The organism is Comamonas aquatilis (genome assembly GCF_965139575.1).
Lineage (GTDB): Bacteria > Pseudomonadota > Gammaproteobacteria > Burkholderiales > Burkholderiaceae_C > Comamonas > Comamonas aquatilis.
In genome coordinates this window covers 24,934-50,958 of record NZ_CBCSIW010000026.1, presented here as the reverse complement: position 1 = coordinate 50,958, position 26,025 = coordinate 24,934, and the positions used below count along the sequence as shown (strand labels likewise).

At 61.8% G+C, this 26,025-nt stretch carries 22 protein-coding genes and 2 pseudogenes; 15 read left to right on the top strand and 9 right to left on the bottom strand.

Going from position 1 to position 26,025, the window contains the following annotated elements; genetic code table 11:
• Positions 1–4: 4 nt before the first annotated feature.
• The 4 genes and pseudogenes from ACNAZA_RS20475 to ACNAZA_RS20460 form a co-directional block, all read left to right on the top strand.
• Positions 5–181 (top strand): annotated as a pseudogene (locus ACNAZA_RS20475) (ComEC/Rec2 family competence protein); the annotation flags it as partial.
• A 35-nt stretch (positions 182–216) separates the two neighbouring features.
• Positions 217–1,740, top strand: a complete 1,524-nt coding sequence (locus ACNAZA_RS20470) for a DNA internalization-related competence protein ComEC/Rec2 (RefSeq protein WP_415798344.1) — start codon at positions 217–219, stop codon at positions 1,738–1,740.
• Between the two features lie 186 nt (positions 1,741–1,926).
• Positions 1,927–3,411, top strand: a complete 1,485-nt coding sequence (locus ACNAZA_RS20465; protein ID WP_415798343.1) for a circularly permuted type 2 ATP-grasp protein — start codon at positions 1,927–1,929, stop codon at positions 3,409–3,411.
• On the top strand, positions 3,411–4,367 hold the full coding sequence (locus ACNAZA_RS20460; protein ID WP_415798342.1) for an alpha-E domain-containing protein: 957 nt from the start codon (positions 3,411–3,413) through the stop codon (positions 4,365–4,367). Before ACNAZA_RS20465 ends, ACNAZA_RS20460 begins: the two co-directional genes overlap by 1 nt.
• A gap of 61 nt (positions 4,368–4,428) precedes the next feature.
• Here the strand turns inward: ACNAZA_RS20460 and ACNAZA_RS20455 are convergent, their stop codons facing one another.
• Positions 4,429–4,971: an ureidoglycolate lyase gene (locus tag ACNAZA_RS20455; RefSeq protein WP_415798341.1), complete on the bottom strand. Its 543-nt coding sequence runs from the start codon at positions 4,969–4,971 to the stop codon at positions 4,429–4,431.
• Between the two features lie 204 nt (positions 4,972–5,175).
• Between ACNAZA_RS20455 and ACNAZA_RS20450 the strand changes: the two genes are divergently transcribed.
• Together ACNAZA_RS20450 and ACNAZA_RS20445 are read left to right on the top strand one after the other, a co-directional pair.
• Positions 5,176–6,510 (top strand): MFS transporter, encoded by a 1,335-nt coding sequence (locus tag ACNAZA_RS20450; RefSeq protein WP_415798340.1) that lies wholly within the window; start codon positions 5,176–5,178, stop codon positions 6,508–6,510.
• 87 nt (positions 6,511–6,597) lie between these two features.
• Positions 6,598–7,302 carry a FadR/GntR family transcriptional regulator gene (locus tag ACNAZA_RS20445; protein WP_415798339.1) on the top strand — a complete coding sequence of 235 codons (705 nt, stop codon included), beginning with the start codon at positions 6,598–6,600 and terminating at the stop codon, positions 7,300–7,302.
• Between the two features lie 243 nt (positions 7,303–7,545).
• Here ACNAZA_RS20445 and ACNAZA_RS20440 read toward each other — a convergent pair whose 3' ends face one another.
• From ACNAZA_RS20440 to bfr, 6 genes and pseudogenes are all read right to left on the bottom strand, one after another.
• Positions 7,546–9,732, bottom strand: a complete 2,187-nt coding sequence (locus ACNAZA_RS20440) for a TonB-dependent siderophore receptor (protein WP_415798338.1) — start codon at positions 9,730–9,732, stop codon at positions 7,546–7,548.
• 72 nt (positions 9,733–9,804) lie between these two features.
• Positions 9,805–10,521: a DUF4198 domain-containing protein gene (locus ACNAZA_RS20435; protein WP_415798337.1), complete on the bottom strand. Its 717-nt coding sequence runs from the start codon at positions 10,519–10,521 to the stop codon at positions 9,805–9,807.
• 127 nt (positions 10,522–10,648) lie between these two features.
• Positions 10,649–11,008, bottom strand: a complete 360-nt coding sequence (locus ACNAZA_RS20430; RefSeq protein WP_415798336.1) for a DUF3325 domain-containing protein — start codon at positions 11,006–11,008, stop codon at positions 10,649–10,651.
• Positions 11,009–11,011: 3 nt separating this feature from the next.
• Positions 11,012–12,713: pseudogene (locus ACNAZA_RS20425) on the bottom strand (PepSY-associated TM helix domain-containing protein).
• The gene (locus tag ACNAZA_RS20420) at positions 12,710–13,018 is read right to left on the bottom strand and encodes a DUF3649 domain-containing protein (protein ID WP_415798335.1); all 309 of its coding nucleotides are present in this window, start codon (positions 13,016–13,018) and stop codon (positions 12,710–12,712) included. The pseudogene ACNAZA_RS20425 and the gene ACNAZA_RS20420 overlap by 4 nt, the downstream one beginning before the upstream one ends.
• Before the next feature lie 306 nt (positions 13,019–13,324).
• The gene (gene bfr / locus ACNAZA_RS20415) at positions 13,325–13,801 is read right to left on the bottom strand and encodes a bacterioferritin (protein ID WP_332568142.1); all 477 of its coding nucleotides are present in this window, start codon (positions 13,799–13,801) and stop codon (positions 13,325–13,327) included.
• 395 nt (positions 13,802–14,196) lie between these two features.
• Here bfr and ahpC point away from each other — a divergent pair, with 395 nt between their 5' ends.
• The 8 genes from ahpC (at position 14,197) to ACNAZA_RS20375 (ending at position 23,568) form a co-directional block, all read left to right on the top strand.
• The gene (ahpC, locus tag ACNAZA_RS20410; protein WP_120966730.1) at positions 14,197–14,775 is read left to right on the top strand and encodes an alkyl hydroperoxide reductase subunit C; all 579 of its coding nucleotides are present in this window, start codon (positions 14,197–14,199) and stop codon (positions 14,773–14,775) included.
• A gap of 175 nt (positions 14,776–14,950) precedes the next feature.
• On the top strand, positions 14,951–16,507 hold the full coding sequence (ahpF, locus tag ACNAZA_RS20405) for an alkyl hydroperoxide reductase subunit F (RefSeq protein WP_415798334.1): 1,557 nt from the start codon (positions 14,951–14,953) through the stop codon (positions 16,505–16,507).
• Between the two features lie 257 nt (positions 16,508–16,764).
• Entirely contained in the window at positions 16,765–19,086 is a 2,322-nt protein-coding gene (locus tag ACNAZA_RS20400) for a TonB-dependent hemoglobin/transferrin/lactoferrin family receptor (protein WP_415798333.1), read from the top strand.
• Positions 19,087–19,156: 70 nt separating this feature from the next.
• The gene (locus ACNAZA_RS20395; RefSeq protein ID WP_415798332.1) at positions 19,157–19,615 is read left to right on the top strand and encodes a hypothetical protein; all 459 of its coding nucleotides are present in this window, start codon (positions 19,157–19,159) and stop codon (positions 19,613–19,615) included.
• 11 nt (positions 19,616–19,626) lie between these two features.
• Positions 19,627–20,748 (top strand): hemin-degrading factor, encoded by a 1,122-nt coding sequence (locus ACNAZA_RS20390; RefSeq protein WP_415798350.1) that lies wholly within the window; start codon positions 19,627–19,629, stop codon positions 20,746–20,748.
• Entirely contained in the window at positions 20,745–21,629 is an 885-nt protein-coding gene (locus tag ACNAZA_RS20385) for a heme/hemin ABC transporter substrate-binding protein (RefSeq protein WP_415798331.1), read from the top strand. Before ACNAZA_RS20390 ends, ACNAZA_RS20385 begins: the two co-directional genes overlap by 4 nt.
• Before the next feature lie 8 nt (positions 21,630–21,637).
• Positions 21,638–22,756: a FecCD family ABC transporter permease gene (locus ACNAZA_RS20380; RefSeq protein WP_415798330.1), complete on the top strand. Its 1,119-nt coding sequence runs from the start codon at positions 21,638–21,640 to the stop codon at positions 22,754–22,756.
• On the top strand, positions 22,753–23,568 hold the full coding sequence (locus tag ACNAZA_RS20375) for a heme ABC transporter ATP-binding protein (protein WP_415798329.1): 816 nt from the start codon (positions 22,753–22,755) through the stop codon (positions 23,566–23,568). Before ACNAZA_RS20380 ends, ACNAZA_RS20375 begins: the two co-directional genes overlap by 4 nt.
• 89 nt (positions 23,569–23,657) lie before the next feature.
• Here the strand turns inward: ACNAZA_RS20375 and ACNAZA_RS20370 are convergent, their stop codons facing one another.
• Positions 23,658–23,918, bottom strand: a complete 261-nt coding sequence (locus ACNAZA_RS20370; protein WP_120970783.1) for a DUF2798 domain-containing protein — start codon at positions 23,916–23,918, stop codon at positions 23,658–23,660.
• Positions 23,919–24,047: 129 nt separating this feature from the next.
• On the opposite strand from ACNAZA_RS20370, the gene ACNAZA_RS20365 reads away from it, so the two are divergent.
• Positions 24,048–24,977 (top strand): LysR family transcriptional regulator, encoded by a 930-nt coding sequence (locus ACNAZA_RS20365; RefSeq protein ID WP_415798328.1) that lies wholly within the window; start codon positions 24,048–24,050, stop codon positions 24,975–24,977.
• Positions 24,978–25,114: 137 nt separating this feature from the next.
• Here ACNAZA_RS20365 and ppsR read toward each other — a convergent pair whose 3' ends face one another.
• Positions 25,115–25,936 (bottom strand): posphoenolpyruvate synthetase regulatory kinase/phosphorylase PpsR, encoded by an 822-nt coding sequence (gene ppsR, locus ACNAZA_RS20360; protein ID WP_120966738.1) that lies wholly within the window; start codon positions 25,934–25,936, stop codon positions 25,115–25,117.
• Positions 25,937–26,025: the final 89 nt, after the last annotated feature.

Below are 26,025 nucleotides of genomic sequence, written 5' to 3'. Positions count from 1 at the left end.
CTTAATGCTTCAGCGCAGGTTTATTTGTCTCGGCGCAGGTTTCTTTTGTCTTTCACCAGAGCGCAGCGACTGGGCGCTGTTTCGCCAGACCGGTGTAGCGCATCTGATGAGCATCTCCGGCCTTCACATCACCATGTTTTCCTGGATTGCCGCCTTGCTGGTGGGCGGCTTTGGCGGCTCAGTGCCCGCGCCTGCCGGTATTGGCCTGCGCCGCGCGTGGCTTTGCTCGCTGGCGTGCTGCTGGCCTTGGCCTATGCGCTGTTCAGCGGCTGGGGCGTGCCGGCGCAGCGCACGGTGTGCATGCTGGCCGTGGTGGCGCTGCTGCAATGGCTGGGTCTGCGCTGGCCCTGGCCGCTGGTGTGGCTGCTTGCGCTGGCCGCCGTGCTGGTGGCGGATCCGTGGGCGCTGTGGCAGGCTGGTTTCTGGCTCAGTTTTGTGGCTGTGGGTGTTTTGCTGGCAGGCAGCCGGGCGCAGCAGGAGGGCGAGGCGGAAAGCGCGCAGCAGCCAACGCGCGGCCAGCGCTTGCTGCGCCAGAGTGTCGGACTGTGGCGTGAGCAATGGCTGATTTCTCTGGTGCTGGCACCCTTGAGCCTGCTGCTGTTCGGCCAGGTTTCGGTAGTGGGCTTGTTTGCCAATCTGATTGCCATTCCCTGGGTCACCTTGCTGGTGACGCCGCTGGCCTTGCTTAGTGCCTTGATTCCGCAGGCCGCCGCCCTTGCCGCCTGGCTGATGCTGCCTTTGCTGCAGTTTTTGCAATGGCTGGCAGCGACCAGTTGGGCGGTGTGGAGCTTGCCTCAGCCCGCATGGTGGGCCAGTGTGGCGGCTGTGGGTGCCGGTTTGCTGCTGGTGGCGCCGCTGCCAGTGAGCTTGCGCTGGGTGCTGGCTTTTTGCTGCGTACCTGCCCTGTGGTGGCCGCAAGCCAGAGTCGGCTTTGGCGAATTTGAACTCCTGGCCGCAGATGTAGGCCAGGGCAATGCGGTGCTGGTAAGCACCCAGACCCATCGCCTGCTGTATGACGCCGGGCCCCGGTACAGCCAGAACAGCGATGCGGGCGAGCGCGTGCTTTTGCCGCTGTTCTCCGCTTTGGGCGTGCGTCTTGACCGGCTGATGCTCAGCCACAGAGATGCCGACCACACGGGCGGCGCCCTGGCCGTCAAGTCTGCCCAGCCTCAGCTTCAGGTCTGGGGTTCGGAATCTGTCATTGATGAACCCCTGCTGGCCGCACTGGCTCCGGTGCAGCGCTGCACCGCGGGCCAGCGCTGGCGCTGGGACGGGGTGGAGTTTGAAGTCTTGCATCCGGCAGCAGATTTCTGGGCCAAACCACGCAAGCCCTTACCGAACGCCGGCAGCTGCGTGTTACGCATACGTTCTGCTTCCGGGCGCGTGGCGCTGCTGACCGGCGATATCGAAGCCGCGCAGGAACTGCAGTTGCTGGCTGGCGGCCTGGCCGGGCCTGTGGACTGGCTGCTGGTGCCGCATCACGGCAGCAAAACCTCATCAAGCACCAATTGGGTGCAAGCCCTCAGGCCGCGCTGGGCCATGGTCCAGGCGGGCTATCTCAACCGTTTTGGCCACCCTGCAGCAGCCGTGGTGCAGCGCTACGAGCAGGCGGGCAGTCAACTGGTTTTGCAAGACCGCTGCGGTGCCGCGCTGTGGAGCTCGGGTTCGGCGCAGAGTCTGCAATGCGAGCGCCGGTTTCGGGCGCATTATTGGGACGTTCATCTGGAGGCTGAGCCCTGATTTTTGCCGCTTCACGGGAAAGCTGGCATGTGGTTTGCATGATGAAATTGCCAGGAGTGAAGTCGTCGTTGGCATGCGCAAACATGGGGCTGAACCGGGGTTGGCCATGGCTGGCGTTCGCTTGCGGCATGGCTACACTGGCTCGAGCGCAGGCCGGATGCATGCGTTGTACTTAGAGAGGACAGAATGCGCACATTTGATGAGATGTATCTCAATTCACCCGCCGATCAGGGCGCGCTGAGGGACCATTACAAGGACTATGCGCAGTGGCTGGGCGGTCAATCGCAAGACTATTTGCGTGCCCGCAGTGCCGAAGCCGAGATCGTCTTTCGCCGCGTGGGCATCACGTTTGCCGTCTATGGCGACAAGGACGAGAGCGGTGCCGGCACGGAGCGGCTGATCCCCTTCGATCTGATTCCGCGCATCATTCCCGCCCATGAATGGACGCGCATGCAGGCCGGCCTGGTGCAGCGGGTCAAGGCCTTGAATCGCTTCATTCACGATGCCTATCATCAGCAGGACATCGTGCGCGCAGGCATCGTGCCTGACGCGCTGGTGCGCGGCAACAGCCAGTACCGGCCTCAGATGGAAGGCATCAAGGTGCCCAACGATGTCTATGCCAACATCGCCGGCATAGACATTGTTCGCGCCCCCGATGCCGCGGGCAACGGCGTCTACTACGTGCTGGAGGACAATCTGCGCGTGCCCTCGGGCGTGTCCTATATGTTGGAAAACCGCCGCATGATGATGCGGCTGTTTCCCGATCTGTTCGGCAAGCACGGCGTGGCGCCGGTGGCTCATTACCCCGACATGCTGCAGGACACTTTGCGCGCCAGTGCACCCTCGGGCGTGGTCGAGCCCACCGTGGTGGTGCTGACCCCCGGCATGCACAACAGTGCTTACTTCGAGCATGCTTTTCTGGCCCAGCAAATGGGGGTGGAACTGGTGGAAGGGCAGGATCTGGTGGTGGAAAAAGACGTGGTCTATATGCGCACCACTCAGGGCTTGCAGCGCGTGGATGTGATCTATCGCCGTGTGGACGACGATTTTCTCGATCCCGAGGTGTTCCGCTCCACTTCCACACTGGGTTGCAAGGGCTTGATGCGCGCTTACCGCGCCGGCAATGTCAACATCTGCAATGCCGTGGGTACGGGCCTGGCCGACGACAAATCGGTCTACCCCTATGTGCCGGAGATGATCCGCTTCTATCTGGGCGAAGAGCCGATTTTGCAGAACGTGCCCACCTGGCTGTGCCGCAAGCCAGATGACTTCAAGTACGTGCTCGATCACCTGCACGAACTGGTCGTCAAGGAAGTGCATGGCGCTGGCGGCTACGGCATGCTGATTGGCCCGGCGGCCAGCAAGGCCGAGATTGAAGATTTTCGTCGCGTGCTGCTGGCCAACCCCAGCGGTTACATCGCTCAGCCCACTTTGAGCCTGTCCACCTGTCCCACCATGGTGGAAAGTGGCATAGCACCCAGGCATATCGATTTACGGCCTTTTGTACTGAGCGGCACGCAGGTGCAGATGGTGGCGGGCGGCCTGACGCGCGTAGCTTTGAAGGACGGCTCGCTGGTCGTGAACTCCTCGCAAGGCGGAGGCACCAAGGACACCTGGGTGCTGGAAGATGAAAACGCCGATACAGAAGGAAATACAGGGGGAGATCGCTGATGCTGTCACGTACCGCAGACCACTTGTACTGGATGTCCCGCTATACCGAGCGGGCGGAGAACACGGCTCGCATGCTCAGTGTCTCGTACGACACGGCGATGCTGCCTCACGCCATCAGCAATTCAAAGCGTGGCTGGCACAGCGTGCTTTCCATCAGCGAATTGATCCCAGCCTTTCATGAGAAATACGGCACGGTGGATCGTGAGTCGGTGATGAAATTCATGGTGGCCGACGAGTTCAATCCGTCGTCCATTTACTCCTGCCTCAAGGCTGCACGCGAGAACGCGCGCGCAGTGCGCGGGGCGTTGACCACGGAATCCTGGGAGACGCAAAACCAGACCTGGCTGGCCATGCAGCGCCAGTTTGATCAAGGTGTGTGGCGCGAAGACCCGGGGCAGTTTTTTGAGTGGGTCAAATACCGCTCCCATCTGTGGCGTGGCGTGACTCTGGGCACCATGCTCAAGGATGAGGCCTTGCACTTTGTGCGCCTGGGTACGTTTGTGGAGCGGGCTGACAACACGGCCCGCTTGCTGGACGTGAAATTCCATGCCATCGAGCGCGATTACCACGGCATACCGCGTGGGCGCAATGTGCACAATTTTGACTTCTACCACTGGAGCGCCCTGCTGCGCAGCGTCTCGGCTTTCGAGGTCTATCGCAAGGTCTATCGCGACGTCATCACGCCCGAGCGAGTGGCCGAACTGCTGATGCTGCGTGCAGACATGCCGCGCTCTTTGCACGCCTGCTTGCGTGAAGTCGTGCAGAACCTGGAGCGGGTAAAGAACAACCACTCCCAGGAGACACAGCGCAAGGCCGGTCGCCTGCTGGCGGATCTGCAGTACGGTCGCATTGATGAAATCCTGACCACGGGGCTGCATGCCTATCTGACCCAGTTTCTGGACCGAGTCAACGACCTGGGCCAGGGCATCAGCCAGGACTTTCTGCTGCCGACCTGAAGCGCAGAAACGCCATAGCCGTACAAGACAAAGCCGCCCTTGGGCGGCTTTTTTCTTCCTGTCAGGGCTGGGTTTCATCCAGTTCCAGCACCACTCCTGCTCCATCGCCTATAGGCACTACATCGCAGTTGTCGCCCGGCCCCCCGCGGTCTACCACCATGAAGCGCGCAGGCGTATTCAGTGCGATCAGAGAGTGATGCCAGACGCCTCGTCGATAGTTCACGCCCTGGCGTCCATCGGTGATGAAGGCGCGCAGATCGGCGGGTTCCACATGTTCGCCTATGGGGGCAACCACCACGATGAAAGGCTGTGCATCCAGTGGCATGAAGGCCTGGCTGCCCAGAGGATGGCGTTCCATGCTTGACAGTGTCATGGGCAGTGCATAGGGCTGAGCGTGAAACAGGTTGATCAGCGCGTGACCTCCGTGATCTCCGGTGTCCACGAGGGCCAGGGCGTGAAAGCGCTCGGTCATACCGTCGTTGATCAGCAATGGTGTGTTGCCATCGCTGGTGATGACTTCACCAAACTCGGCGAAGGCCTCGACGGTGAGTGGCTGGGCGCGCAAGCGAATTCTGGTCGGGTGGGTCTCTAACGAGGTGTTCACGAAATCTTTCCTTTTGTTTTCATGCTGGTAATACCAGTTTGTAGAGGAATCGAAGCTTTGTCAAATCTACGGATAAGTAGTGAGGTTGTCTTGTGATAGGGGTAAATGCGAGTGTGCATAGTGCTGAAGTGCAGCTAAGGTTCGCTTCGTAAATTAAGACCGGTAATACCAGTTGATTCAAACCCTTCAATCGAGGACTCCCTGATGTCATCCTTTCCTGCATCTGCCGAGGGCGCCGGCACGGCTCCGGCTCTGGCCAGTGAAACACCTGCCGAGGCCGCCGTTTACCGCAAGGTGGCCTGGCGCCTGCTGCCCTTCATCATGGCTTGCTACGTGGCAGCCTATCTGGATCGGGTAAATGTGGGCTTTGCCAAGCTGAACATGCTGGCCGATCTGCAGTTCAGTGAGGCCATGTATGGCCTGGGCGCGGGGCTGTTCTTCATCGGTTATTTCTTCTTCGAAGTGCCCAGCAATATGCTGATGCATCGCATAGGCGCCAAAGCCACCATCTCGCGCATCATGATCATGTGGAGCCTGATATCGGCCGCCATGATGTTCGTGACTACGCCCACGCAGTTTTATGTGCTGCGCTTTTTACTGGGCGCTGCCGAGGCAGGCTTTTACCCCGGCATGATTTTGTACATGACCTACTGGTTTCCCTCGTACCGGCGCGCCCGCATGGTGGCGCTGTTCATGTGTGCGATACCAGTCTCGGGCATTGTCGGCGGGCCTTTGTCTGGCGGCATCATGGAACTGATGCAAGGTGTGGCTGGTATGCACGGCTGGCAATGGCTGTTTCTGCTTGAAGCCATTCCCTCTTTGATTCTGGGTCTGGCCGTGCTCTGGTATCTGGACAACAGCATCCGCAGTGCACGCTGGCTGACCGAGGCCGAGAAGACCCTGCTCGAGCGCAATATTGACCGTGAGAACGCCAGCAAAAGCGACAGCCATATGACCTTGCGTGCGTTGTTTGCAGACCCGCGCATCATCAAAATGGCCATGATCTGCTTTTGTACCGTCATGGGCCAGTACGGACTGACCTTCTGGTTGCCCAGTCTGATCCGTCAGTCGGGGGTGGAGGGTGCTTTCCATATCGGATTGCTCACGGCGATTCCATTCTCTGTGGCAGTGGTATCCATGAACCTGGTCAGCCGCAGCTCGGACCGCATGCGCGAGCGCCGCTGGCATTTGATCGTGCCCTTTTGTGTGGGGGCGTTGGGCCTGACGCTGTCGGCGGTCTTCAGCGGCAATGTCTATCTGTCGCTGGCCGCCCTGGCCCTGGCGGCAGGAGGAAGCCTAGCGACTTCTCCTTTGTTCTGGAGTCTGCCCACGGCCATTTTGTCCAGTGCTGGTGCGGCGGCCGGCATAGCGTTGATCAACTCCTTTGCCAATCTGGCCGGATTCATCAGCCCCTACATGATCGGCCTGATCAAGGATGCAACACAAAGCACCAATACAGCCATGTACGTGCTGGCAGGCGTGTTGCTGTTCGGCGCTTTTCTGACCTATACCGTGCCAGCCAAGCTGGTCAACAAGTAAGGAAAGGGGCAGAGAATACGTCGAAGGCAGCGGGACAGTCGCTAAGATCGGATGCACCACCTCTGTTTCGATGACTGACCCTACTGTATGGAATCCACCAGCGCCACCAGCCTTGCCGTTGCCAGCCACGCCGCCCGCGTGATTCGGGAGTGGATAGACGACGGCGTCTATCCGGTGGGTTCGCTGCTGCCTTCGCAGCGAGATCTGTCGGAACAGTTAGGCATCAGCCGGACCTCGTTGCGCGAGGCGCTGTCCACGCTGCAAGGTCTGGGGCTGGTTGTGGCGCGGCCTGGCAAGGGTATGTATGTGACTGAGGCCGCTGAAGCGCAGCCCTCCGGCGAGGTCTGGCGCTTTGCCGATTCTCATGCGCTCAACGATGTCTACCAGCTGCGCTATGCGCTGGAGGGCTTTGCCGCCCGTTTGGCGGCCCTGGTGATGCAACCCGAAGATGTGGCCGCCATGCAGGCCAACCTGCATGCCTTGCAGCAGAGTATTGAGCGGGACGATTTTGCGCAGGCCAGCCGGCTGGACTTCGACTTTCACCTGCAGATCGCCACCATCTCGGGCAACCATGCCATCGCCGATGTATTGCGCGGCAGCGGTGAAGTCATGCAGGAAAGTCAGCGGCTGCCGTTTTACCGGCGCGGCGCGCGCCATGCCACGTGCGAGGAGCATGCGGCCATCATTGAAGCCCTGTCCCAAGGTCGGCCCGAGCTTGCCCAGCAGGCCATGGCGACGCACATCGTACAGGCGGCACAACGCGCGGGCGTGCACTTTCCCACGGGGCTTTGACAAACCACTGGGGGCCAAGGCATGTGCGACCTATTGGGGATCGATGTGTAGGGACGACTCGGAGAAATCCGGGAGTCTGTGAGCCTTGACTATCCTCAGAGTCAGGATGTGTGAAGCAACGGGGTCTGTGTATGAGCGATGGACCGATAAGAAAATGCCGTTCACTGGCTTCAGTGAACGGCATTGGGACCGTGGGCCGCGTTTTCATGTCTGAGACGCAATGCCGTGACTGCTGTGCTCAGTTCAATAACGGTAGGTGGCGGTCAGCAAGAAGTTGCGGCGTTCGCCGTAGAAGCAGTCGCCGCGCGACAGGCATTGGGTGATCACCACCTTGTCGCCGATATTGTTGGCATGCAGGGCCAGGCGCCAGTCGCCGGCGTCATAGGCCACCATGGCGTCGGCCAGCAGGGAAGAGGGCGTGCTGATGGCCGAAGTGCCGCTCCACTGCGGACCCACATAGCGCAGACCGGCGCCCACACTCCAGCCGCCACGACCCTGGGCAGCAAAGCGATGCATCAGCCAGCTCGACGCCATATGGCGCGACACCGAGGCCACGCGCTGGCCCTGGTCGCCGGCGTTGCTGCGGCTGATCTTGGCGTCGGTATAGGCATAGGCCAGCGTCCAGTCCCAGTTCTTGGCCAGGCTGGCGATCAGCTCTGCCTCAAAGCCCTGGGTCTTGACCTCGCCCAGCTGCAGGCTGTTGAGAGGGTTGGCCGGGTCATTGGTCTTGCGGTTTTGTTCGCGCAGGCCGTACACCGCGGCATAGCCGGAGAGGCCTTTGCCCTCGGGAATCCATTTGACGCCGGCTTCCACCTGCTTGCCGCGCTGGGGTTTGAACGGCGTGCCATAAAAATCCACGCCGCCCAGAGGCTGGAAGGACTCGGTATAGCTGACATATGGTGCCCAGCCGCCACCGGCCTGGTAGGTCACGCCCAGGCGCTTGGTGGTGGCCGAGTCGTCGGCGGCTGCTGCCGGACGGCCTTCGGTTTCGGTCTTGGCCTTGTCGTGGCGCAGGCCTACCGTGGCGGTCCAAGGGCCCCAGCGCAACTGGTCCTGCAGATAAAAGCCGAGCTGGCGCTGCGCCACATTGGGCGCACGCACCAGTTTGGAGGCCGAGGGCGGGGTGAACGTGCCATACACGGGGTTGTAGACATCCAGCGGCGTGCCCGGCCCGCGCCAGTTGGACTGGCTGCTGGTATTGCGCTGCCAGTCCATGCCGGCCAGCAGCGTGTGCTGGACGGCCCCGGTTTGCAGCTGGCCTTCCAGTTGAGTGTCCAGCAGCAGCATGCGTCCGCCGTTGATCTGCCACACGGCATCGCGCTGTACGGTGCGGCCGTTGGCATCGAACACCGGGCGTGCGGGTCGGCCCGTGGCGGCGTTGGCGGCAAAGCTGGTGTACAGCGTGCGGTAGTCCACTTCGCTGATGGTGCGGCGCAGGTTCTGGCGCAGCGTCCATTGCTCGTTCAGACGGTGGCTGAACAGATAGCCAAAGGATTTGTTTTCGGAGTCGTACTTGTCCCAGCCTGGCTCGCTGATGAAGCGGTTGGTCGGAATCTGGCCGTAAGGGCTGGGCAGGCGCGTGCCCTGCCAGGGAAAGAACTGGGTGATGGAGCCGCTCTTGTCCTTGTGGTACATGGCTTGCAGCGTCAGCGAGGTGTCGGCGCTAGGGCGGTAGGTCAGCGAGGGCGCGATCACCACGCGGTCGTCCTTGACATGATCGACCTGGGTGTCGCTGTCGCGGCCCACGGCCACCAGGCGGTACAACCATTTGCCTTCGGCATCCATGGCGCCCGTCATGTCGCTGGCGATCTGCTTGCGGCCGTGGCTGCCCAGCTGGACCTGCACTTCGCGCAGGCGCTCGGCTTGCGGACGCTTGCTAGTCAGATTGAGCACACCGCCCACGCTGCCCTGGCCGTAGAGCACGGAGGAGGGGCCGCGCAGAAACTCCACGCGCTCCAGCGTATAGGGCTCGACCTTGATGTTGTTGTAAGTGCCGTAAGTGCGCAGCAGCCCGTCCTGGTACTGGCTGACATCGCCGCCGCGGGCCTTGAAGGAGTCCACGCGGTTATCGAAGTAGCTGGAATTGACCCCTGCCGTATAGCGTGTGGTTTCGCGCAGCGTGGTCACGCCCTGGGCCTCGAACTGATCGCGCGTGACCACGCTGATGGCTTGCGGTGTTTCGATCAAAGGCGTATCGGTCTTGGTGGCCGACATCGCACGCCGGGCCACAAAGCCGATGACCGGGCCGGTGGCGGTTTCACCAGCCAGGCTGTCTTGCACGGTGACGGGGGCCAGCATGACTTCAGTGCTGCCGTCTGAGCTGGCGGTGGGGGCGGAGGTCTGAGCCCGAGCGCTCAGGCTCAGGCAGGTCAGGGCGCTGAGCAAGGCCAGCGGCAATCGGCTGGGCATGCCGGGGAGTTGTGGGTTCATGGTGCTATCGAATGGCTGGCCTCGGGAAAGGCTGCCAGAGTTGAAATGATGGGTGGGCTGCGGACGCTGTGATCAAGGCTTGGCTGCGGATGGCAGCGCGGGCGATGGCATGCCGTCCCTGACGCTGAAACTCAGCGTGGTCACATAGCTGGCTTCGCCATAGCGCTTGCCCTGTGCTTCGCCGCCTTGCTTGTCGCTGTGATGGACTTCGGCCACGTACAGGCCTTTCCAGGGCAGGGCAAAGTTCACCCGGCCTTGCTCGTCGCTTTGCGCCTCGCGCGACCAGCCCGAGGGGGCGGCGATCTGCACCTTGGCCTTGGGCAGGGGCTGGCCGTTGAAACTGACCTGGAATTGGCCTGACTGGCCCGTGGGCACCAGATCCAGGGCCTGGGCATTGGCGATGACGGCCTGTGCAGGCGTGGCCACCCAGCGCGCCGCAGGCACCCACAGCAAGGCTGCTTCATTGCGCTGGTTGCGCTCAATTAGCGGATAGGCGGCGCTGGCGAACAGGGTTTGGGCCCGGCTTGCTGCGCTGTAGCTAAAACCTGTGCCGGTTTGCTGGCCCGTCAGTTGTTGCGTGCCGCTGGCCGTCTGCTGGATCAGCGTGGGTATAGCCAGAAACTTGTCTAGCGCACCGGGCGAGGTCTCGCGCAGGTTGTCGTTGAATTCACCAAAGAACAGCTGGGCTTGGCCGCCATTGCTTTCCAGCCAGACCTGATGGGCTTGTGCCGTACCAAGGCTGACACACAGAAGCGCGGCGAGGCTGAAGGGGTGATGAAGTTGGCGCATGAACGATGTCTTTCCCCGGTGATCACCGGGATTGCTATTGAATGGATAGGTGCCTGCGCAAGATTCACATGCGTTGAGTGGCTTTTTTATTCGTGAAATGAATCGCGGCCGGAGGCCGCTCAGTCCATCAAAGGCTGAGGCGGCTGAAAGCCAAAACCGGCAGGGCCAGCGCTAGCGCCAACATGCCAAGCGTGGGCAGGCGTTGCGGCTGCCAGGTTGCCATGGCGGTGGCAGCCAGGGCCGACAGGGACAGGGCTGCCGTCCATACCGCAGCCGACATGGCGACCGTGGCCGCACCCGGAAAGCCCAGGGCCATGCCCAGCGACAGGGCCAGCAAGGCCCAGCCAGTCTGGGCCAGACGCTTGCGGCGCAGAGCGGCGGCTGGGGCTTCACTGGCTACACCCGGCCAAGCGTCCTCATGATGGCGGTCCATGCCCAGTGCCAAGGCAGACCAGGCGGCAAAGCACAACAGGAAATCGAGCAGCATTTCTTATGCCTCCTGTGCGGTGTTGCCGGCCGGGATCAGCTGGGTGCCGGCCTTGCGCTCAGAGGTTGTGGCCTTGGCGGGCGCTGCGTGTTTGGCAACGGGCTGAGGCTTGTGACGCAGCAAATGCCTGGTGATGGCGGCAAGCATCAGACCCGTGGCCGCAAAGCCCAGATCCATGCCGGCCCAGCTCCAGTCCAGGGCCGGCAGGCTGATGCCCAGATGGGTGGCTGTGGTCAAGGCATTGACCAGGGGCAGGGCCAGGTAAGCGGCAGCAGCTGCACCCAGCACCATTACCCAGCCTTGGCGCAAAGGCCAGATCAGGCCTACCAGCAAGCCCAGCGCCCAGGTGCCGAAGAAGCAAGACAGTTCGGCATCGGGTCGGCCCGTCATCTCCACAGGGAGCAGGCGGTTGGCCAGCAGATACGCCGCAACCGCCAGTGGCAGACCGCCCATGAGGCCGATGTTGAAACTGGCCACCAGCCGCTCGCCAAAAGGCAGGGCTGCGCCTGGTGATTTGCGCTGGGCTTGCGCGCGGCGCTTGACGGACCACAGCACCAGGCCCGAGGCAATCATCAGCGAGCCCATGACGCCAAAGCCAAACAGTGCCCAGCGTGTCCCGGTATCGGCAAAGCGCCCCATATGCAGGCCGTAGAGCACGCCATAGGTCTTGATGGCCGGGCTTTGCGGATCGACCTGGGTTTGCAGCTGGCCGGTGCTGCCATCGAAGCGCAGCCGGGCCGTATTGCAGCCGGTCGCCGTCGTGGCGGGTGATTTCCACCAGCGGGCCCTGGCTGTCGCTGCGCACCGTGATGCTGCCGACACGGCCGCCTTGCCATAGCTGGCTGGCTTGGGTCAGCATGGGCGCCAAGTCAAGCAAGGGCAGGGGCTGGGCCTGTTCGTTGCGGCCGCGCCGCGCGCTGCGGGCGCCGGGCTCGTCGCCTTGCAGCTCGGCAAAATAGCTTTGCGTGTCCGTGCCTTTTTCGCCCGGGTAGGCGGCGGCGATGCCGGCCGGCATATACATGGCGTGAAAGATCATCAGACCGCTGAAGGTGATCATCAAATAGAACGGCAGCACCAGCACGCCCGAGACATTGTGGGCGTCCAGCCAGGCGCGCTGCCCGCCCTTGCGCGGGCGGAAGGTGAAAAAGTCCTTGAAGATGCGGCGGTGCGTGACGATGCCGGTCAGCAAGGCAATGAACATCAGCAGCGTGGCCGCGCCCACCACCCAGCGGCCTTGAATAGTCCAACGGCCTTTGTGGGCAGTGCGCAGCTCAAAGTGAAAGCGGTAGAAAAATTCGCCGCCACCTGTTTCTCGCGCTTGAAGCACCGCACCGGTCTGCGGATGCAAGAGCAGGGTCTGAAAGCGGCTATTGGCCTGATCCCGCCACAGCAGGTTGACAGCTGGCGTGCGCTCATCGGGCAGGCGCATGATGAAGTTACTCACGCCCGGCGCATGCTGGTGCAGCGCGACCTGGGCGCGTTGCGCGACTTCGCTGTCGGCCGCTGGCAGGCCGTGCAGCTCGGGCCGCATCCAGAGATTGAATTCGTTCTTGAAAAAGCTCAGCGTGCCGGTGACGAAAATTGCAAACAGAATCCAGCCCAGAATCAGCCCGGACCAGGTATGCAGCCAGGACATGGCCTGGCGAAAACCTTCCTGCTCTGGCGAGGACGGGTTCTTGGCCTGTGCTTTGTGGGGGGGCGTCATGCCGCGATTCCCCACCATGGCGGCCCATATACGGCGGCTCCCAGGGCGAGAGCCGGTAGCAGCACGCCGGCCCAGGCCAGCCAGGCCGTGCGTGCAAAAAAGGTCCAGCCGATCGCCATGGCGTAGATGATCCAGGACAGCAAGGTGGCCGTCATGACTGCCTCCACGCGATCCAGTGGTGGGTGCAGCAGCAGGCTCAGGGCTGCGGTGCTGGTCGCCGCCAGGGCATAGCCACCCAAGGTGGCGGCCACGGTGCGCGAGGCCACGGCGAGGCGGTAAGGCGTCAGGGGATGTGTGGCTTTCATACCGCCTCCTGCGCTGCCGGAGCAGGGCGGCAGAGATGATCGCCGCCAGGGGCCGCAACGGCAACGCGCGGGGAAGTCGCCCTTGGCGATAAAAAGCAGGTAGATGGGGAGTGCAGCATGGCAGACAGGCAAACGGAGCAAGCGGTTCGCTGGCTGGCCTATGTCAAGAAATCATGCTGGCATGCGAAGAAATGTAAAGCTGAGTATAAGCTTTATTGAGAATGATTGTTATTTGGTGTTGGGTTTCAGGCCACAAAAAAGGACCCGTAGGTCCTTTCAATCAGCAGCTCAATGGCCTCAGAATCTTTATTCGATCTCGCCCATCAGCGACTGCAGATAGTTCTGCGTACCGACCTTGTCGATCAGATCGATCTGGGTTTCCAGGAAGTCGATGTGTTCTTCGGTATCGTCCAGAATCTTTTGCAGCAGGTCGCGCGAGACATAGTCACGCACGGATTCGCAGTGTGCAATGCCGTCCTTGATGGTCTGCTGGGCAGCCAGTTCCAGACGCAGATCGCAGGCCAGGGCTTCGGGCACGTCCTCGCCGATTTGCAGCTTGCCCAGGTCTTGCAGATTGGGCAGGCCGTCGAGCGTGAAGATGCGGTCCATCAGCCAGTCGGCGTGCTTCATCTCGCCGATGGATTCTTCATATTCCTTCTTGGCCAGCTTGTCGAAGCCCCAATGCTTGTACATGCGGTAGTGCAGGAAGTACTGGTTGATCGCCGTCAACTCGTTCTTCAGCTGTGCTTGTAGCCAGGAAATGACTTGTGCGTCGCCTTTCATGGGGGGACTCCTTCTCGGACAGTTGTTATTCGCTTGGATTGTCCACGCTTTGTGAGGCAAATCAAACAAAGCCCATGCTTGGGCGAATTGGCTGCATCTGATGCGCGTTCTCGTTTAGCTTCTGTGGGGCCGGATCGTGATCGTGCATGGAGATTGACCTGTTGATGACAACAAAAGCTATGAACGTGATTGAAGGACTATTGACTTGAAGCGGCCAGATTCGGCCCACAATAGAAAGCTGAGCTGCAAAGCGATGCGGCTTGGCTCCAGAATGGCTGGAAATCTGGTTTGATAGATTTCTTAAATCAATTTAATGAAATCAATTGATTGGTTTTATTGATTGAGGGAATCTAAACTTCATCCTGTCATCAACACTAACCACAAGGAAACAGCAAATGTCTTCTCTGATCAATACGCAAGTTCAACCGTTCAAGACCGAAGCTTTCGTGAACCGCAACGGCAAGGGTGAATTCATCACCGTGACCGAAGAGAGCCTGAAGGGCAAGTGGTCTGTTGTGATCTTCATGCCTGCAGCCTTCACCTTCAACTGCCCCACCGAAATCGAAGACGCAGCGAACAACTACGCTGAGTTCCAGAAGGCCGGCGCCGAGGTGTACATCGTGACGACCGACACCCACTTCTCGCACAAGGTGTGGCACGAAACTTCCGACGCCGTGGGCAAGGCCAAGTTCCCTCTGGTGGGCGATCCTACACACCAGCTGACCAACGCTTTCGGCGTGCACATCCCTGAAGAAGGCCTGGCACTGCGCGGTACCTTCGTGATCAACCCCGATGGCGTGATCAAGACCATGGAAGTGCATTCCAACGAAATCGCCCGTGACGTGTCGGAAACCCTGCGCAAGCTCAAGGCTGCCCAGTTCACCGCCGCTCACCCCGGCCAAGTGTGCCCCGCCAAGTGGAAGGAAGGCGCTGACACGATCACTCCTTCGCTGGACCTGGTTGGCAAGATCTAAGCCTGATTGCTATCGGCTGAGCGCGCAGGCGCTCTGAGAGCCGGACGACGCTCAGGCACCCGGTGTCCGTTCGTCCGGCTTTTTTTCGCCCAGTTTTTTGCTTTATGGGCGGGCAAGTGGCTTCAAACCACTTTGCTGCACTGCATTAACAACTCAAAATTCAAAGGAATCCACCATGCTTGACGATCAACTCAAAGCCCAACTCGCCGCCTACCTGGAACGTGTGCAGCAGCCGTTTGAGCTGGTGGCTTCTCTGGACGACAGCGAGACCAGCGCCAAGATGCGCGATCTGCTGCAAACCATTCAGTCTCTGCGCAGCGACAAGATCACGCTGCGCACCGATGGCAACGATGCCCGCAAGCCTTCGTTCAAGCTGCAACGCAAGGGCACCGACACCCAGTTGCGCTTTGCCGGCCTGCCCCTGGGCCATGAATTCACCTCGCTGGTGCTGGCGCTGCTGTGGACGGGCGGTCATCCGCCCAAGGTCGAGCAGGACTTGATCGATCAGATCAAGGCGCTGGACGGCGACTTCAATTTCGAGGTCTATATGAGCCTGACCTGCCACAACTGCCCGGACGTGGTGCAGGCGCTGTCGCTCATGGCCATCCTCAACCCCAAGATCAAGACCACGGTCATCGAAGGCGGAGCTTTCCAGAAGGAAGTGACCGAGCGCGAAATCATGGCTGTGCCCATGGTGCTGATGAACGGCAGCGTATTCGGCACCGGCCGCATGAGTATCGAAGAAATCGTGGCCAAGCTCGATACCGGTGCGGCCTCGCGTGAAGCCGCCAAGCTCTCGGCCAAGGAGGCTTTCGATGTGCTGATCATCGGCGGTGGCCCTGCCGGCGCAGCGGCCGCTGTGTATGCAGCGCGCAAGGGCATTCGCACCGGTGTGGCGGCCGAGCGCTTCGGCGGTCAGGTCAACGACACGCTGGCGATCGAGAACTACATCTCCGTGCTGGAAACCGACGGCCCCAAGTTTGCTGCGGCGCTGGAAGCCCACACCCGTGCCTACGATGTGGACATCATGAATCTGCAGCGCGCCGAGAAGCTGATTCCTGCTGCGCAGCCCGGCGGCCTGCTCGAAGTGCAACTGGCCAATGGTGGTTCGCTCAAGGCCAAGACCGTGATCCTGTCCACCGGTGCCCGCTGGCGCAATGTGAACGTACCCGGCGAAGCCGAGTACAGAAACAAGGGCGTGGCCTACTGCCCGCACTGCGACGGCCCGCTGTTCAAGGGCAAGCGTGTGGCGGTCATTGGCGGCGGTAACTCGGGTATCGAGGCGGCCATCGACCTGGCCGGTCTGGTAGCCCATGTGACGGTGGTGGAATTTGCCGAACAGCTCAAGGCCGATGCCGTGCTGGTCAAGAAGCTGCACAGCCTGCCCAATGTGACCGTGCACACCAATGCACAGACCACGGAAATCACCGGCGCCAATGGCAAGGTCAATGGTCTGCGCTACAAGGACCGTGCGACGGGCGAGGAGCACCATGTCGAGCTGGAAGGCGTGTTCGTCCAGATCGGTCTGGTGCCCAACACCGAATGGCTCAAGGGTACGGTGGAGCTGAGCAAGTTCGGCGAAATCATTGTGGATGCCAAGGGCCAGACCAATCTGCCCGGCGTCTTCGCTGCCGGTGACTGCACCACGGTGCCATACAAGCAGATCGTGATTGCGGCGGGTGCCGGCTCTACGGCGGCTCTGTCGGCCTTCGATCACCTGATTCGCAACTAAAACAGGCTGTAGTGCTTTATAGATAAGCGCTGGTAGCTATTAAAAAAGGACTGCTTTGGCAGTCCTTTTTGTTTTTCTCGGTGCATTTATACATTCGTCGATGAAGGTTAAAGTAAAAATACCAATCAAATGAGAACTATTCGCATATACTGTAACTTGCTCAGCCAGCATATGCAGTGCCAGCTACGGGTCTGATTCCTGTGGCACTTTTCAGAAGCCAGCTCTTGTCAATTCAATGAATAAAGAGGGTTTCTGGTATGGCATCCGCTGCCGCTTCGCACACTCGCGCCCTGTCGGCGCCGCTTTCCGTTTTTCACCCCGCTGCTCGTCCTGCGATCCATCCGCTGGCCCTGGCTTGTGCGCTGGCCTGTGTGTCTTTTACCGCTCAGGCACAGGAGTCGACCGCAGTCGCTCCGACGCAGACGCTGGCCCAAGCCTCGGCCACGGTGCAAGTGGCCGCGGCCCATGCCGATCGCAGCGCCCCGGTGATGAAAGACGTGGTGGTGAGTGCCTCGCGCGACGAGCAGGATGCCGATGCCTTGCCCATGACGATTGACGTCATTGATGCCAAGCAGATGGAAGAGGGACATGTCAGCGACATCCGCGAGCTGGCCGAGAAACTGCCCAACGTGACCGTGCCCCGCGCACCGGCCCGTTTTTCGCTGGCGTCCTCGTCGGCTGGGCGGGATCAGAACAGCGGCTTCAATATCCGCGGCCTGGAAGGCAATCGCGTGCTGATGCTGGTCGATGGCGTGCGCCAGCCGCGCAGCTACTCTTTCAGCGCCAACACCTTTGGCCGCGACTATCTGGATCTGGGCCTGGTACAGCGCGTGGAAATTCTGCGTGGCTCCGTGCCGGCGCTGTACGGCTCTGACGGCATGGGCGGCCTGGTCAACTTCATCACCGTGCAGCCTGACGATTTGCTCAAAGGTGGCAAGACCATTGGTGGCCGCGTCTCCGCCAGCTATGACGGCTCGGACAATGGCAAGCGTGTGGGCGCCACCCTGGCAGGACGTGCCAGCCCTGAATGGGCCTGGCTGGTTTCTGCCGGCATTGGCCGCTCCAGTGCGCTGGAGAACATGGGCACCGTGGGCGGCGTTGGCAGCACTCGCACCGAGCCCAACCCCGAAAAAGACAAGAGCCACTCGCTGCTGGGTCGCCTGGTCTACACACCTTCGGCCGTGCAAAAACATGTGTTCACGCTCGAGCAGGTTAACAAAAAGGCCGACTACGCCTTGCTGACGGCGCAGGGCACATCCCTTGGCGGCACGGTGCTGGACTCCAATTCCAAAACGGAAATGAACCGCTGGCGCGCCAGCTGGCAGGGGCAATGGCAGCAGCTGGGCATGTCGCTGGCAGATGAGCTGCAGCTGATGGCCAGCTACCAGGGCTCGGATTCGCGCGAGTGGATCAATGAAACCCGCAGAAACCTGCCCTATCGCGAACGCGATGTGACCTATGACGAGAACGCGCTGCAACTGCATGCGCAGGCCAACAAAATCCTGCGCTGGGGTACGGCGGTCAGTGGCAAGTTCACCTATGGCATGGATTACATGCGCAACAAGGTGGTCAATGAGCAAAACGGCATCACGCCGGCCGCTGGCGAGCAGTTCCCGCTCAAGCGCTTCCCCAATACGACAGAAACATCGACTGCGCTGTTTGCGCAGGCGGATCTGCACTATGGAGCCTGGAGCCTGACGCCCGGCGTGCGGGCCGAGCACTACAGCATCAAGCCCAAGCAGCAAGGCTTTTTGCCTGCGGTGGTCAGCAATTCGGATTCGGCCATCTCGCCCAAGTTGGGCGCACTGTTCCAGGCGTCGGATGCATGGTCGGTCTACGGCAACTACGCCGCAGGCTTTCGCGCACCGAATGCAGGCCAGATCAATGCCTATTTCGAGAATTCCAGCCAGTACTACAAGAACATTCCCAACCCGAATCTCAAGCCCGAAAAGAGCAACACCTTCGAGCTGGGACTGCGTGGGCGCATGGAGCGCATGAAGCTCGATGCGGCGGTGTTCACCGGTCGCTACAAGAACTTCATCCTCGACCAGCAGCTGGTGTCGGGCACACCGGGCAACCGCAACGACCCCGGCATCTATCAGTCGGTGAATTTGGAAGACGTGCGCATCAGCGGCTTTGAACTCAAGGCCGACTATGACTGGGGCAAGTTTGCCGGTGGCAACTGGCGCACCCATGCCGCCTACGGCTACACCAAGGGCACGGAAACCAAGACCGACAAGCCTGTGAACACCATCTCGCCCCAGCAACTGGTGCTGGGCGTGCGCTACGACACCTCCAACGTGGGTGTGCAGCTGAGCGCCTCGCACTGGGCAGGCAAGAAGGCCAAGGATGTTCCTACCACCACCGCCTGGCTCAGCCCAAGCGCCACGGTGCTGGACTTGAGCGCGCAATGGCGTATTCGTCCCGGCACGCGCCTGAACGTCGGCATCTACAACCTGACTGACAAGAAGTACTGGCGCTGGTCCGATGTGCGCGGACTGACCTCCAGCACGCAGATTGTCGACGCCTACAGCCAGACAGGCCGCAACCTGCGTGTGTCCCTGGTTCAGGACTTCTAACTTCATAGCATCAAGCGCTTTCTTATCAAGGGCTTGATGCGTTTTTCAATGGATAACGTGGGAGTGTGCCATGCCAGTGTCTGAAGACCGTTCCAAGACCGCCGGTGCCAGCGATGCCGAAGTCTCAGTGCAGGAGCGCGCAGAGGAATACCTGCTCACCGAAAGCGAAGCGCAACTGGCCGCCACGCTGGCGCTGATGACCGGTTTCAGCCAGGGCTGCTGCGCCGCCCATCGTGCGCCCATGGCCGCCCGCGTGGCCGAGCAACTGGCCGGCATGGCGCATGGCGCTGCGCTGTCCAAGGATATGCAGGCGTTCTTGCTGCGCCTGTGCCAGCGCTGGAGTGTGGTGGCCGATGCCCTTGATGCGGAGTTTGCGGCACAGCAGCGCGAGGCTGATGCACCAGACGAGCGGCCTATAGGCACGCATCACCACACAGCAACCCACAGCAGCATGGGTCAGGCCACGGCCCACGACGATTTCCCCCCTTCCCGCGTGCATTGGCACGCCAGCCCGGAGACTTTGCAATGAACAACCCTACGATGACAGAAACTCCAACCCAAAACCCCGGCACATCGGCTCTGAACACCGCCGTGCAAATCCGCGAGCAATTTGCCCAGGAGCGTGCCAAGGGCTTGCGCATCAAGGATGCCGCCGAAGCCCTGGGTCTGAGCGAAGGCGCGGTGATTGCCGCGCATGGCGGCGAGCATGAGCGTGCGCTCAAGGCCCTGCCTTTGCGTGCCGAGTGGCTGACGATCCTGCTAGGCCTGGAGGTCTGCGGTACCGTCATGGCGCTCACCCGCAACGAATCGACCGTGCACGAAAAAGACGGTATCTATCAAAACGTTTCGGCCACCGGCCCCGTGGGTCTGGCTTTCAGTCGCGAGATTGACCTGCGCCTGTTCTTTATGCATTGGCATGCCGGCTTTGCTGTGACCGAAGCCTCGGCCAACGGCAATCGTCCTGCCATGCACAGCCTGCAGTTCTATGACGCCAGCGGCCGCGCCGTGCACAAGATTTTTGCCCGTGAAGCTACGGATATGGCGGCCTGGAATGCGCTGATCGAGCGCTTTGCCGAACCGGCTGCCGGCTATGTATTCCGCGAAGCGGCCGCCAAGCCTGCTCCCAAGGCCGACAGTGAAATTGACGTGCCTGCGCTGACCCAGGCATGGAGCGCCATGAAGGACACGCACGAGTTCTTCGAGATGCTGCGCAAGCACGGAGCCGAGCGTCAGCAGGCTTTCAGCCTGGTGCCCGAATACTGCCAGCGCCTGGAAGGCGATGCCGTTACCCGCCTGCTGGGCGATGCGGCCGTGGATGGCGTGTCCATCATGGTGTTTGTGGGCAGCAGCGGTTGCATCCAGATTCACACCGGTCCGGTGAGCAACATCCAGCCCATGGACGGTGCCAACGGCGTGCGCTGGATCAATGTGCTGGACAAGGGCTTCAATCTGCATCTGCGCACCGACATGATTGACAAAGTATGGGTGGTGCAAAAGCCCACCAGCGATGGCGTGGTGACTTCGGTGGAAGCGTTCGATGCCGCTGGCAACAACATGGCCATGTTCTTTGGCGAACGCAAGCCCGGCCAACCCGAGCTGCAAAGCTGGCGCGATCTGGTGGCCGGTCTGCCTCGTCTGTCGGCGGCGACGGAGGCCGCATGAAACAGCAGCTGAACTCCCGCAGAGCGGGTCTGCAATGGCTGGGGGCCGCTGTTCTGGGCGCGGCCCTGCCGGGACTGGGCCATGCCCAGACGCAGGCCGCGCCGGCGCGGCGCCTGGTGTCTTTGAGCGGAGCCCTGACCGAAGTCGTCTACCTGCTCAACGCCCAGGGCTTGCTGGTGGGCACCGATACCACCAGCCTGTTCCCCGAAGCCGCGCAGAAAACGCCCAAGGTGGGCTATGTGCGCCAGCTGTCGGCCGAAGGTCTGCTCTCGCTCAAGCCCGACTCTGTCATAGGCACCAGCGAAGCCGGACCGGCCGTGGTGCTGGACCAGATACGCCAGGCCGGCGTACGGGTGTCGCTGGTGAAGGCCCAGCATGTCTGGGCCGATGTGCAGGAAAAAGTGAAAGTCGTGGGGCGCGAAACCGGCAAGGTAGGCGAAGCCACGGCCTTGCTGGGGCGCCTGGATGCGCAGTGGCTGAACGTGCAGGCCCAAGTGGCCAAGGCCACACGCAAGCCGCGCGTGCTGTTTTTGCTCTCGCACAGCGGCAGCCCCCAGGTGGCGGGACGCGGCACGGCAGCCGATGCGCTGATGCGCTATGCCGGCTGCGTCAACGCCATCGACCAGTTCGACGGCTACAAGCCGCTGACGGCCGAGGCCATGGCCAGCGCCGCACCGGAAGTCATCATCAACACCACGCAAGGCATAGAGGCCATGGGCGGTGAGGCGGCTTTCTGGAAGCGGCCCGAGCTGGCGCTGACCCCGGCCTATGCCAAAAAAGCCCTGGTCACGCTGGAAGCCAGTCACCTGCTGGGCTTTGGCCCGCGCCTGCCCAGCGCCGTGCAGGCCCTGCATATGCGTACCTTGCAGTGGGTGGCCTGAGAGCAGACATGAGCATGAATATGAGCATGGGTCGTGCGGGGGCCAAACCCGTGGCTGGGCTGCCAAAGACGGCGGCGCGCTGGCGTTCGCCGTCCGGGCGCCTGAGCCGGGGCGCCACCTTGTCGCTGGGTCTGCTGCTGGTGCTGCTGGCCATGGTGCTGGGCAGTGCCAGCGGGGCCTATGCGATTGCGCCGAGTCAGCTGTTCGGCATCGCCTGGGACGGACTCAGCGGTGCCGCCGGCGGTAGCGCCGAGCATCTGGTGTTTCTCAATATCCGCCTGCCGCGCCTGTTGATGGGTGTGGCCGCTGGTGCCGGTCTGGGGCTGGCCGGGGCCTTGATGCAAGGTCTGTTTCGCAACCCGCTGGCCGATCCCGGCCTGATCGGCGTGAGCAGCGGCGCGGCATTGGCCGCGGGCATCACCATTGTGCTGGGCGGCATGTATCTGCCCTGGCTGCCGCGCCATCTGGGCAGTTGGGCGCTGGTGGCCATGGCCTTTGGCGGCGGTCTGGCCGTGACGGCCGTGGTCTATGTCCTGGGCCAGGTGCAGGGCACGACCCGCATCGGCCTGATGCTGCTGGCCGGGATTGCCATCAATGCGCTGGCCGGAGCGGGCCTGGGCTTTCTGAGCTTTATCTCTACCGACGAGCAGCTGCGCAATCTGCAGATGTGGTTGCTGGGCAGTCTGGGCGCTTCGCGCTGGAGCGCGGTAGGCCTGGTGGGCGCTGCCGTGACGCTGAGCGTGCTGGCCGCGCTGGCCCTGGCGCGGCCCTTGAATGCAATTGCGCTGGGCGAGGCCCAGGCCAATTTGCTGGGTGTGGCAGTGGAGAAAACCAAGCGCCGCGCGGTGATGGTGGCGGCACTGGCCGTGGGCGCGGTGACTGCGACCACCGGCATCATCGGCTTTATCGGTCTGGTGGCCCCGCACTGGGTGCGGCTGGTGGCCGGTCCCGATCACCGGGTGGTGCTGCCGGGCTCGGCCCTGTTGGGTGCTGCCCTGGTGGTGACGGCCGATGCCGTGGCCCGCACCATCGTCAAACCGGCCGAGCTACCCCTGGGCGTGCTGACGGCTTTTATCGGCGTGCCGCTGTTTTTGGCCATGCTGCGCCAGTTCAGGAGCAAGGTATGAGTGAGGCCTCTTTGCTGGAGTGTCGCGGCCTGGGCGTGGGCATAGGCCAGGGCCCGCGTCTGGCCACGGTGAATGCCGGGCTCAAGGCCGGACGCTTTACCGCCATTCTCGGCCCCAACGGCGCGGGCAAATCCACGCTGATGTCCATGCTGGTGGGCGAACGTGCCGCGCAGGCCGGCCAGGTATTGCTGGACGGGCTGCCGCTGGCGCAGCACAGCATGGCCGCACTGGCCTGCCGTCGCGCCGTCATGCCGCAGGATGGTTCGGTGGCGTTTGACTTCACGGCGCAGGAGGTGGTGGAGCTGGGGCGCTACCCCCATCGCAACCAGCCCAGCGCACAGGAAGAGGGCATTGTGCAGGCGGCCATGGAGCTGACGGGCGTGGCCCATCTGGCCCAGCGCAGCATCAACACCTTATCGGGCGGCGAGCGGGCCCGCAGCCATCTGGCACGGGCGCTGGCCCAGGTCTGGGAAGCGCCGCAGGACGGCAAAGCCCGCTGGCTGCTGCTGGACGAGCCCACGGCCGCCCTCGATCTGGCCCACCAGCACCATGCCATGCGCTTGCTGCGCAACTGGGCCGCCGAGCAGGGCGTGGGTGTGGTGGCCGTGATTCACGATCTGAATCTGGCCTTGCGCTATGCCGATGACGTGCTGGTGCTGGGCGCAGATGCCGGCGTGCACAGCGGTGCTACGCAGCAGGTGCTGCGGCCCGAGTTGGTGCAGCAGGTCTGGGGCATGCAGTGCGATAGCGTGCGCAGCAGCGACGGCGCTTTGCAATATATTTTTGTAGCAGATAGCGCAATGGTGGTTTGAATCTCACTGCTCAATATATTGAAATCTGAAGTTGGTCATGCGCAAACCACTTCAGATTCGATAGCGATCTACTCTTCTTTTCTCGGTTCTCAATGGCTGTGAACCGTGATTGCCACCAGCCTCAGCACCAGCGGTCGCACCAGCACCACACAGCAAAATGCCACGGGCATGGCCAGTGCGTAGGCGCTCAAGACGCGCTGCAGAAAGCCGCTGCCCAGGCCGCTATTGGCCGCGACGATGGTGCAGGACATCAGAAAAGCCATGATGCCGGCCATGTAGAAGGCAAATACAAAAGGGGTGTAGCGCTTGTGCAGCTTCAGGCCTGGGGGTTTGGAGGGGATTGCGTTCATGCAGCGGTCAAAGCTTGTGTTTTTAGAATGCCCAGACTGTAAGCGGGCCCTGGAGACGGCGGTAGAGGGCTGCAGCTTGCTGCACTCATAAGTCAAACTTCAGAATGCTTTGGCGATACATTGGTACTCATGCCGAATCTGCGAGCCATAGAAACCTTTGTCAAAGCGCTGGAGGGCGGCTCCATCGCTTCGGCTGCGCGCCAGCTGGGCATCTCGCCGGCCGCGGCCAGCCAGAACATTGCGCGGCTGGAGCGTGAGCTGGGCACAAGGCTGATCACGCGCACCACGCGCTCCATGGCCTTGACCGAGGCGGGCGAGCGTTATCTGGCTCGCGTGGCGCCCGTGCTCGATGCGCTGGAAAAAGCCCAGTCCGACCTGTCGCTGATCCACGGCCAGCTGCAAGGTCGGCTGCGCATTGCCTGCATGTCCGCTTTCGGCCGCCATGTGCTGGCGCCGCTGCTGCCGGCCTTTACCGCCCGGCACCCGCAGCTGGAGATCGAGTTGCTGATTGCCGATCGTTATGTGGATGTGCTCAAGGAAGATGTGGACATCAGCCTGTGCTACCGCGATGTGCTGGAGCCCGGCATGTCCGTGCGGCAATTGGCGTCTGTGCCGCGCTTTCTGTGCGCTTCGCCGCAGTATCTGCAGCAGCATGGCAGCCCGCAGACGGCGCAGGAGCTGCTGGAACATGCCTGCCTGCTCTATAGACGCGAGCGTGACGGCCGCCTGATGCGCTGGCCTTTTACACGCGATGGCCAGCGCAGCGATCCTCAGCAGCGCATTGCCACCATTGGCAACGATATCGATGCGCTGGTGGAGTTTGCAGCGGCCGGCGGCGGCATCGTCTGGGCCGGCAGCTTTATCGTGCATGACTATGTGCGCCAGGGCCGGCTGCTGCCGTTGACCTTGAAGCCGGGGCGCAAGGGGCAGCTGCAGTTCGAGAATGCGCCGCTGGATTTCTTTGCCTGCTTCAAAGACCGGCAATATGTGCCGGCCAAGGTGAGGGCGCTGGTGGACTATCTGTTGCAGGAGCTGCAGCAGCAGGTAAAGCTGAGCTGAGCCACCCGTCCTCTTTGCATTCGGCGGCCCTCAAGTCAGAGCAGCCGAGCAAGAGCCGCCTCGCGGCGAAGGCTGCGTCCCCCCTCCCGCGCAGCGAGAGAGGGGGAAGGCGCAAAGCGCCTCAGGGGGAGTATTGATCAATGCCCCAGATGCTGAGGCAGCACTTCCTGCAAGATGGTGGTGGCGATCTCCTCGATCGACTTGGTGGTGCTGGACAACCACTCGATGCCGCTGCGGCGCATCATGGCTTCGGCCTCGGCCACCTCGTAGCGGCAGTTTTGCAGGCTGGCGTACTTGGAGTCGGGGCGGCGCTCGTTGCGAATGCTCGACAGGCGCTCGGGCTGAATCGTCAGGCCGAACAGCTTCTTGCGAAACGGCTCCAGCGCGGGCGGCAGCTGCTTGCGCTCGAAGTCTTCGGGGATCAGCGGATAGTTGGCCACTTTCAGGCCGAACTGCATGGCCAGATACAGGCTGGTAGGCGTCTTGCCAGAGCGGCTCACGCCCACCAGGATTACATCGGCTCCGGTCAGATCGGTATGGGTCTGGCCGTCGTCATGGGCCAGCGTGTAGTTGATGGCCTCCATGCGCTCCAGATATTCCTTGCTTTCGCTGATGTCGGCAAAGCGGCCCACGCGGTGCAGAGACTTCTGGCCCAGCTCGATCTCCAGCGGGCGCACAAAGGTGCCGAACATATCGAACACCTTGCCCTTGCAGGTGGCTTCGATCAAATCCAGGTGCTCCTGGTTGACCAGGGTGGTGAAGACCACGGGCTTGTTGCTTTCCAGGGAAGCCACATGGTTGATCTGGCGAATTGCCTGATGGACCTTGTCCGGAGAGTCCACGAAGGGGATGCGCACGATGCGGGGCTTGGTGTCGAACTGGGCCATGATGGCCGTGCCAAAGGTCTCGGCGGTGATGCCGGTGCCGTCGGAAATGACAAAAATCGTATGGGTATGCATGGTGCGCGCAGTGATTAGGTGAGGGCTGGGTAAGCAATGCCATGCCCGGAACTCTGAAACAGGATTGTGCCGCCCGGGGCTGCTTGGCT

Excerpts from the sequence above, each read along its gene's own strand:
- ACNAZA_RS20465 (WP_415798343.1), top strand. The coding sequence starts at position 1,927 with ATGCGCACATTTGATGAGATGTATCTCAATTCACCCGCCGATCAGGGC.
- ACNAZA_RS20460 (WP_415798342.1), top strand. The coding sequence starts at position 3,411 with ATGCTGTCACGTACCGCAGACCACTTGTACTGGATGTCCCGCTATACC.
- ACNAZA_RS20450 (WP_415798340.1), top strand. The coding sequence starts at position 5,176 with ATGTCATCCTTTCCTGCATCTGCCGAGGGCGCCGGCACGGCTCCGGCT.
- ACNAZA_RS20445 (WP_415798339.1), top strand. The coding sequence starts at position 6,598 with ATGGAATCCACCAGCGCCACCAGCCTTGCCGTTGCCAGCCACGCCGCC.
- ACNAZA_RS20440 (WP_415798338.1), bottom strand. The coding sequence starts at position 9,732 with ATGAACCCACAACTCCCCGGCATGCCCAGCCGATTGCCGCTGGCCTTG.
- ACNAZA_RS20435 (WP_415798337.1), bottom strand. The coding sequence starts at position 10,521 with ATGCGCCAACTTCATCACCCCTTCAGCCTCGCCGCGCTTCTGTGTGTC.
- ACNAZA_RS20430 (WP_415798336.1), bottom strand. The coding sequence starts at position 11,008 with ATGCTGCTCGATTTCCTGTTGTGCTTTGCCGCCTGGTCTGCCTTGGCA.
- ACNAZA_RS20420 (WP_415798335.1), bottom strand. The coding sequence starts at position 13,018 with ATGAAAGCCACACATCCCCTGACGCCTTACCGCCTCGCCGTGGCCTCG.
- bfr (WP_332568142.1), bottom strand. The coding sequence starts at position 13,801 with ATGAAAGGCGACGCACAAGTCATTTCCTGGCTACAAGCACAGCTGAAG.
- ahpC (WP_120966730.1), top strand. The coding sequence starts at position 14,197 with ATGTCTTCTCTGATCAATACGCAAGTTCAACCGTTCAAGACCGAAGCT.
- ahpF (WP_415798334.1), top strand. The coding sequence starts at position 14,951 with ATGCTTGACGATCAACTCAAAGCCCAACTCGCCGCCTACCTGGAACGT.
- ACNAZA_RS20400 (WP_415798333.1), top strand. The coding sequence starts at position 16,765 with ATGGCATCCGCTGCCGCTTCGCACACTCGCGCCCTGTCGGCGCCGCTT.
- ACNAZA_RS20395 (WP_415798332.1), top strand. The coding sequence starts at position 19,157 with ATGCCAGTGTCTGAAGACCGTTCCAAGACCGCCGGTGCCAGCGATGCC.
- ACNAZA_RS20390 (WP_415798350.1), top strand. The coding sequence starts at position 19,627 with ATGACAGAAACTCCAACCCAAAACCCCGGCACATCGGCTCTGAACACC.
- ACNAZA_RS20385 (WP_415798331.1), top strand. The coding sequence starts at position 20,745 with ATGAAACAGCAGCTGAACTCCCGCAGAGCGGGTCTGCAATGGCTGGGG.
- ACNAZA_RS20380 (WP_415798330.1), top strand. The coding sequence starts at position 21,638 with ATGAGCATGAATATGAGCATGGGTCGTGCGGGGGCCAAACCCGTGGCT.
- ACNAZA_RS20375 (WP_415798329.1), top strand. The coding sequence starts at position 22,753 with ATGAGTGAGGCCTCTTTGCTGGAGTGTCGCGGCCTGGGCGTGGGCATA.
- ACNAZA_RS20370 (WP_120970783.1), bottom strand. The coding sequence starts at position 23,918 with ATGAACGCAATCCCCTCCAAACCCCCAGGCCTGAAGCTGCACAAGCGC.
- ACNAZA_RS20365 (WP_415798328.1), top strand. The coding sequence starts at position 24,048 with ATGCCGAATCTGCGAGCCATAGAAACCTTTGTCAAAGCGCTGGAGGGC.
- ppsR (WP_120966738.1), bottom strand. The coding sequence starts at position 25,936 with ATGCATACCCATACGATTTTTGTCATTTCCGACGGCACCGGCATCACC.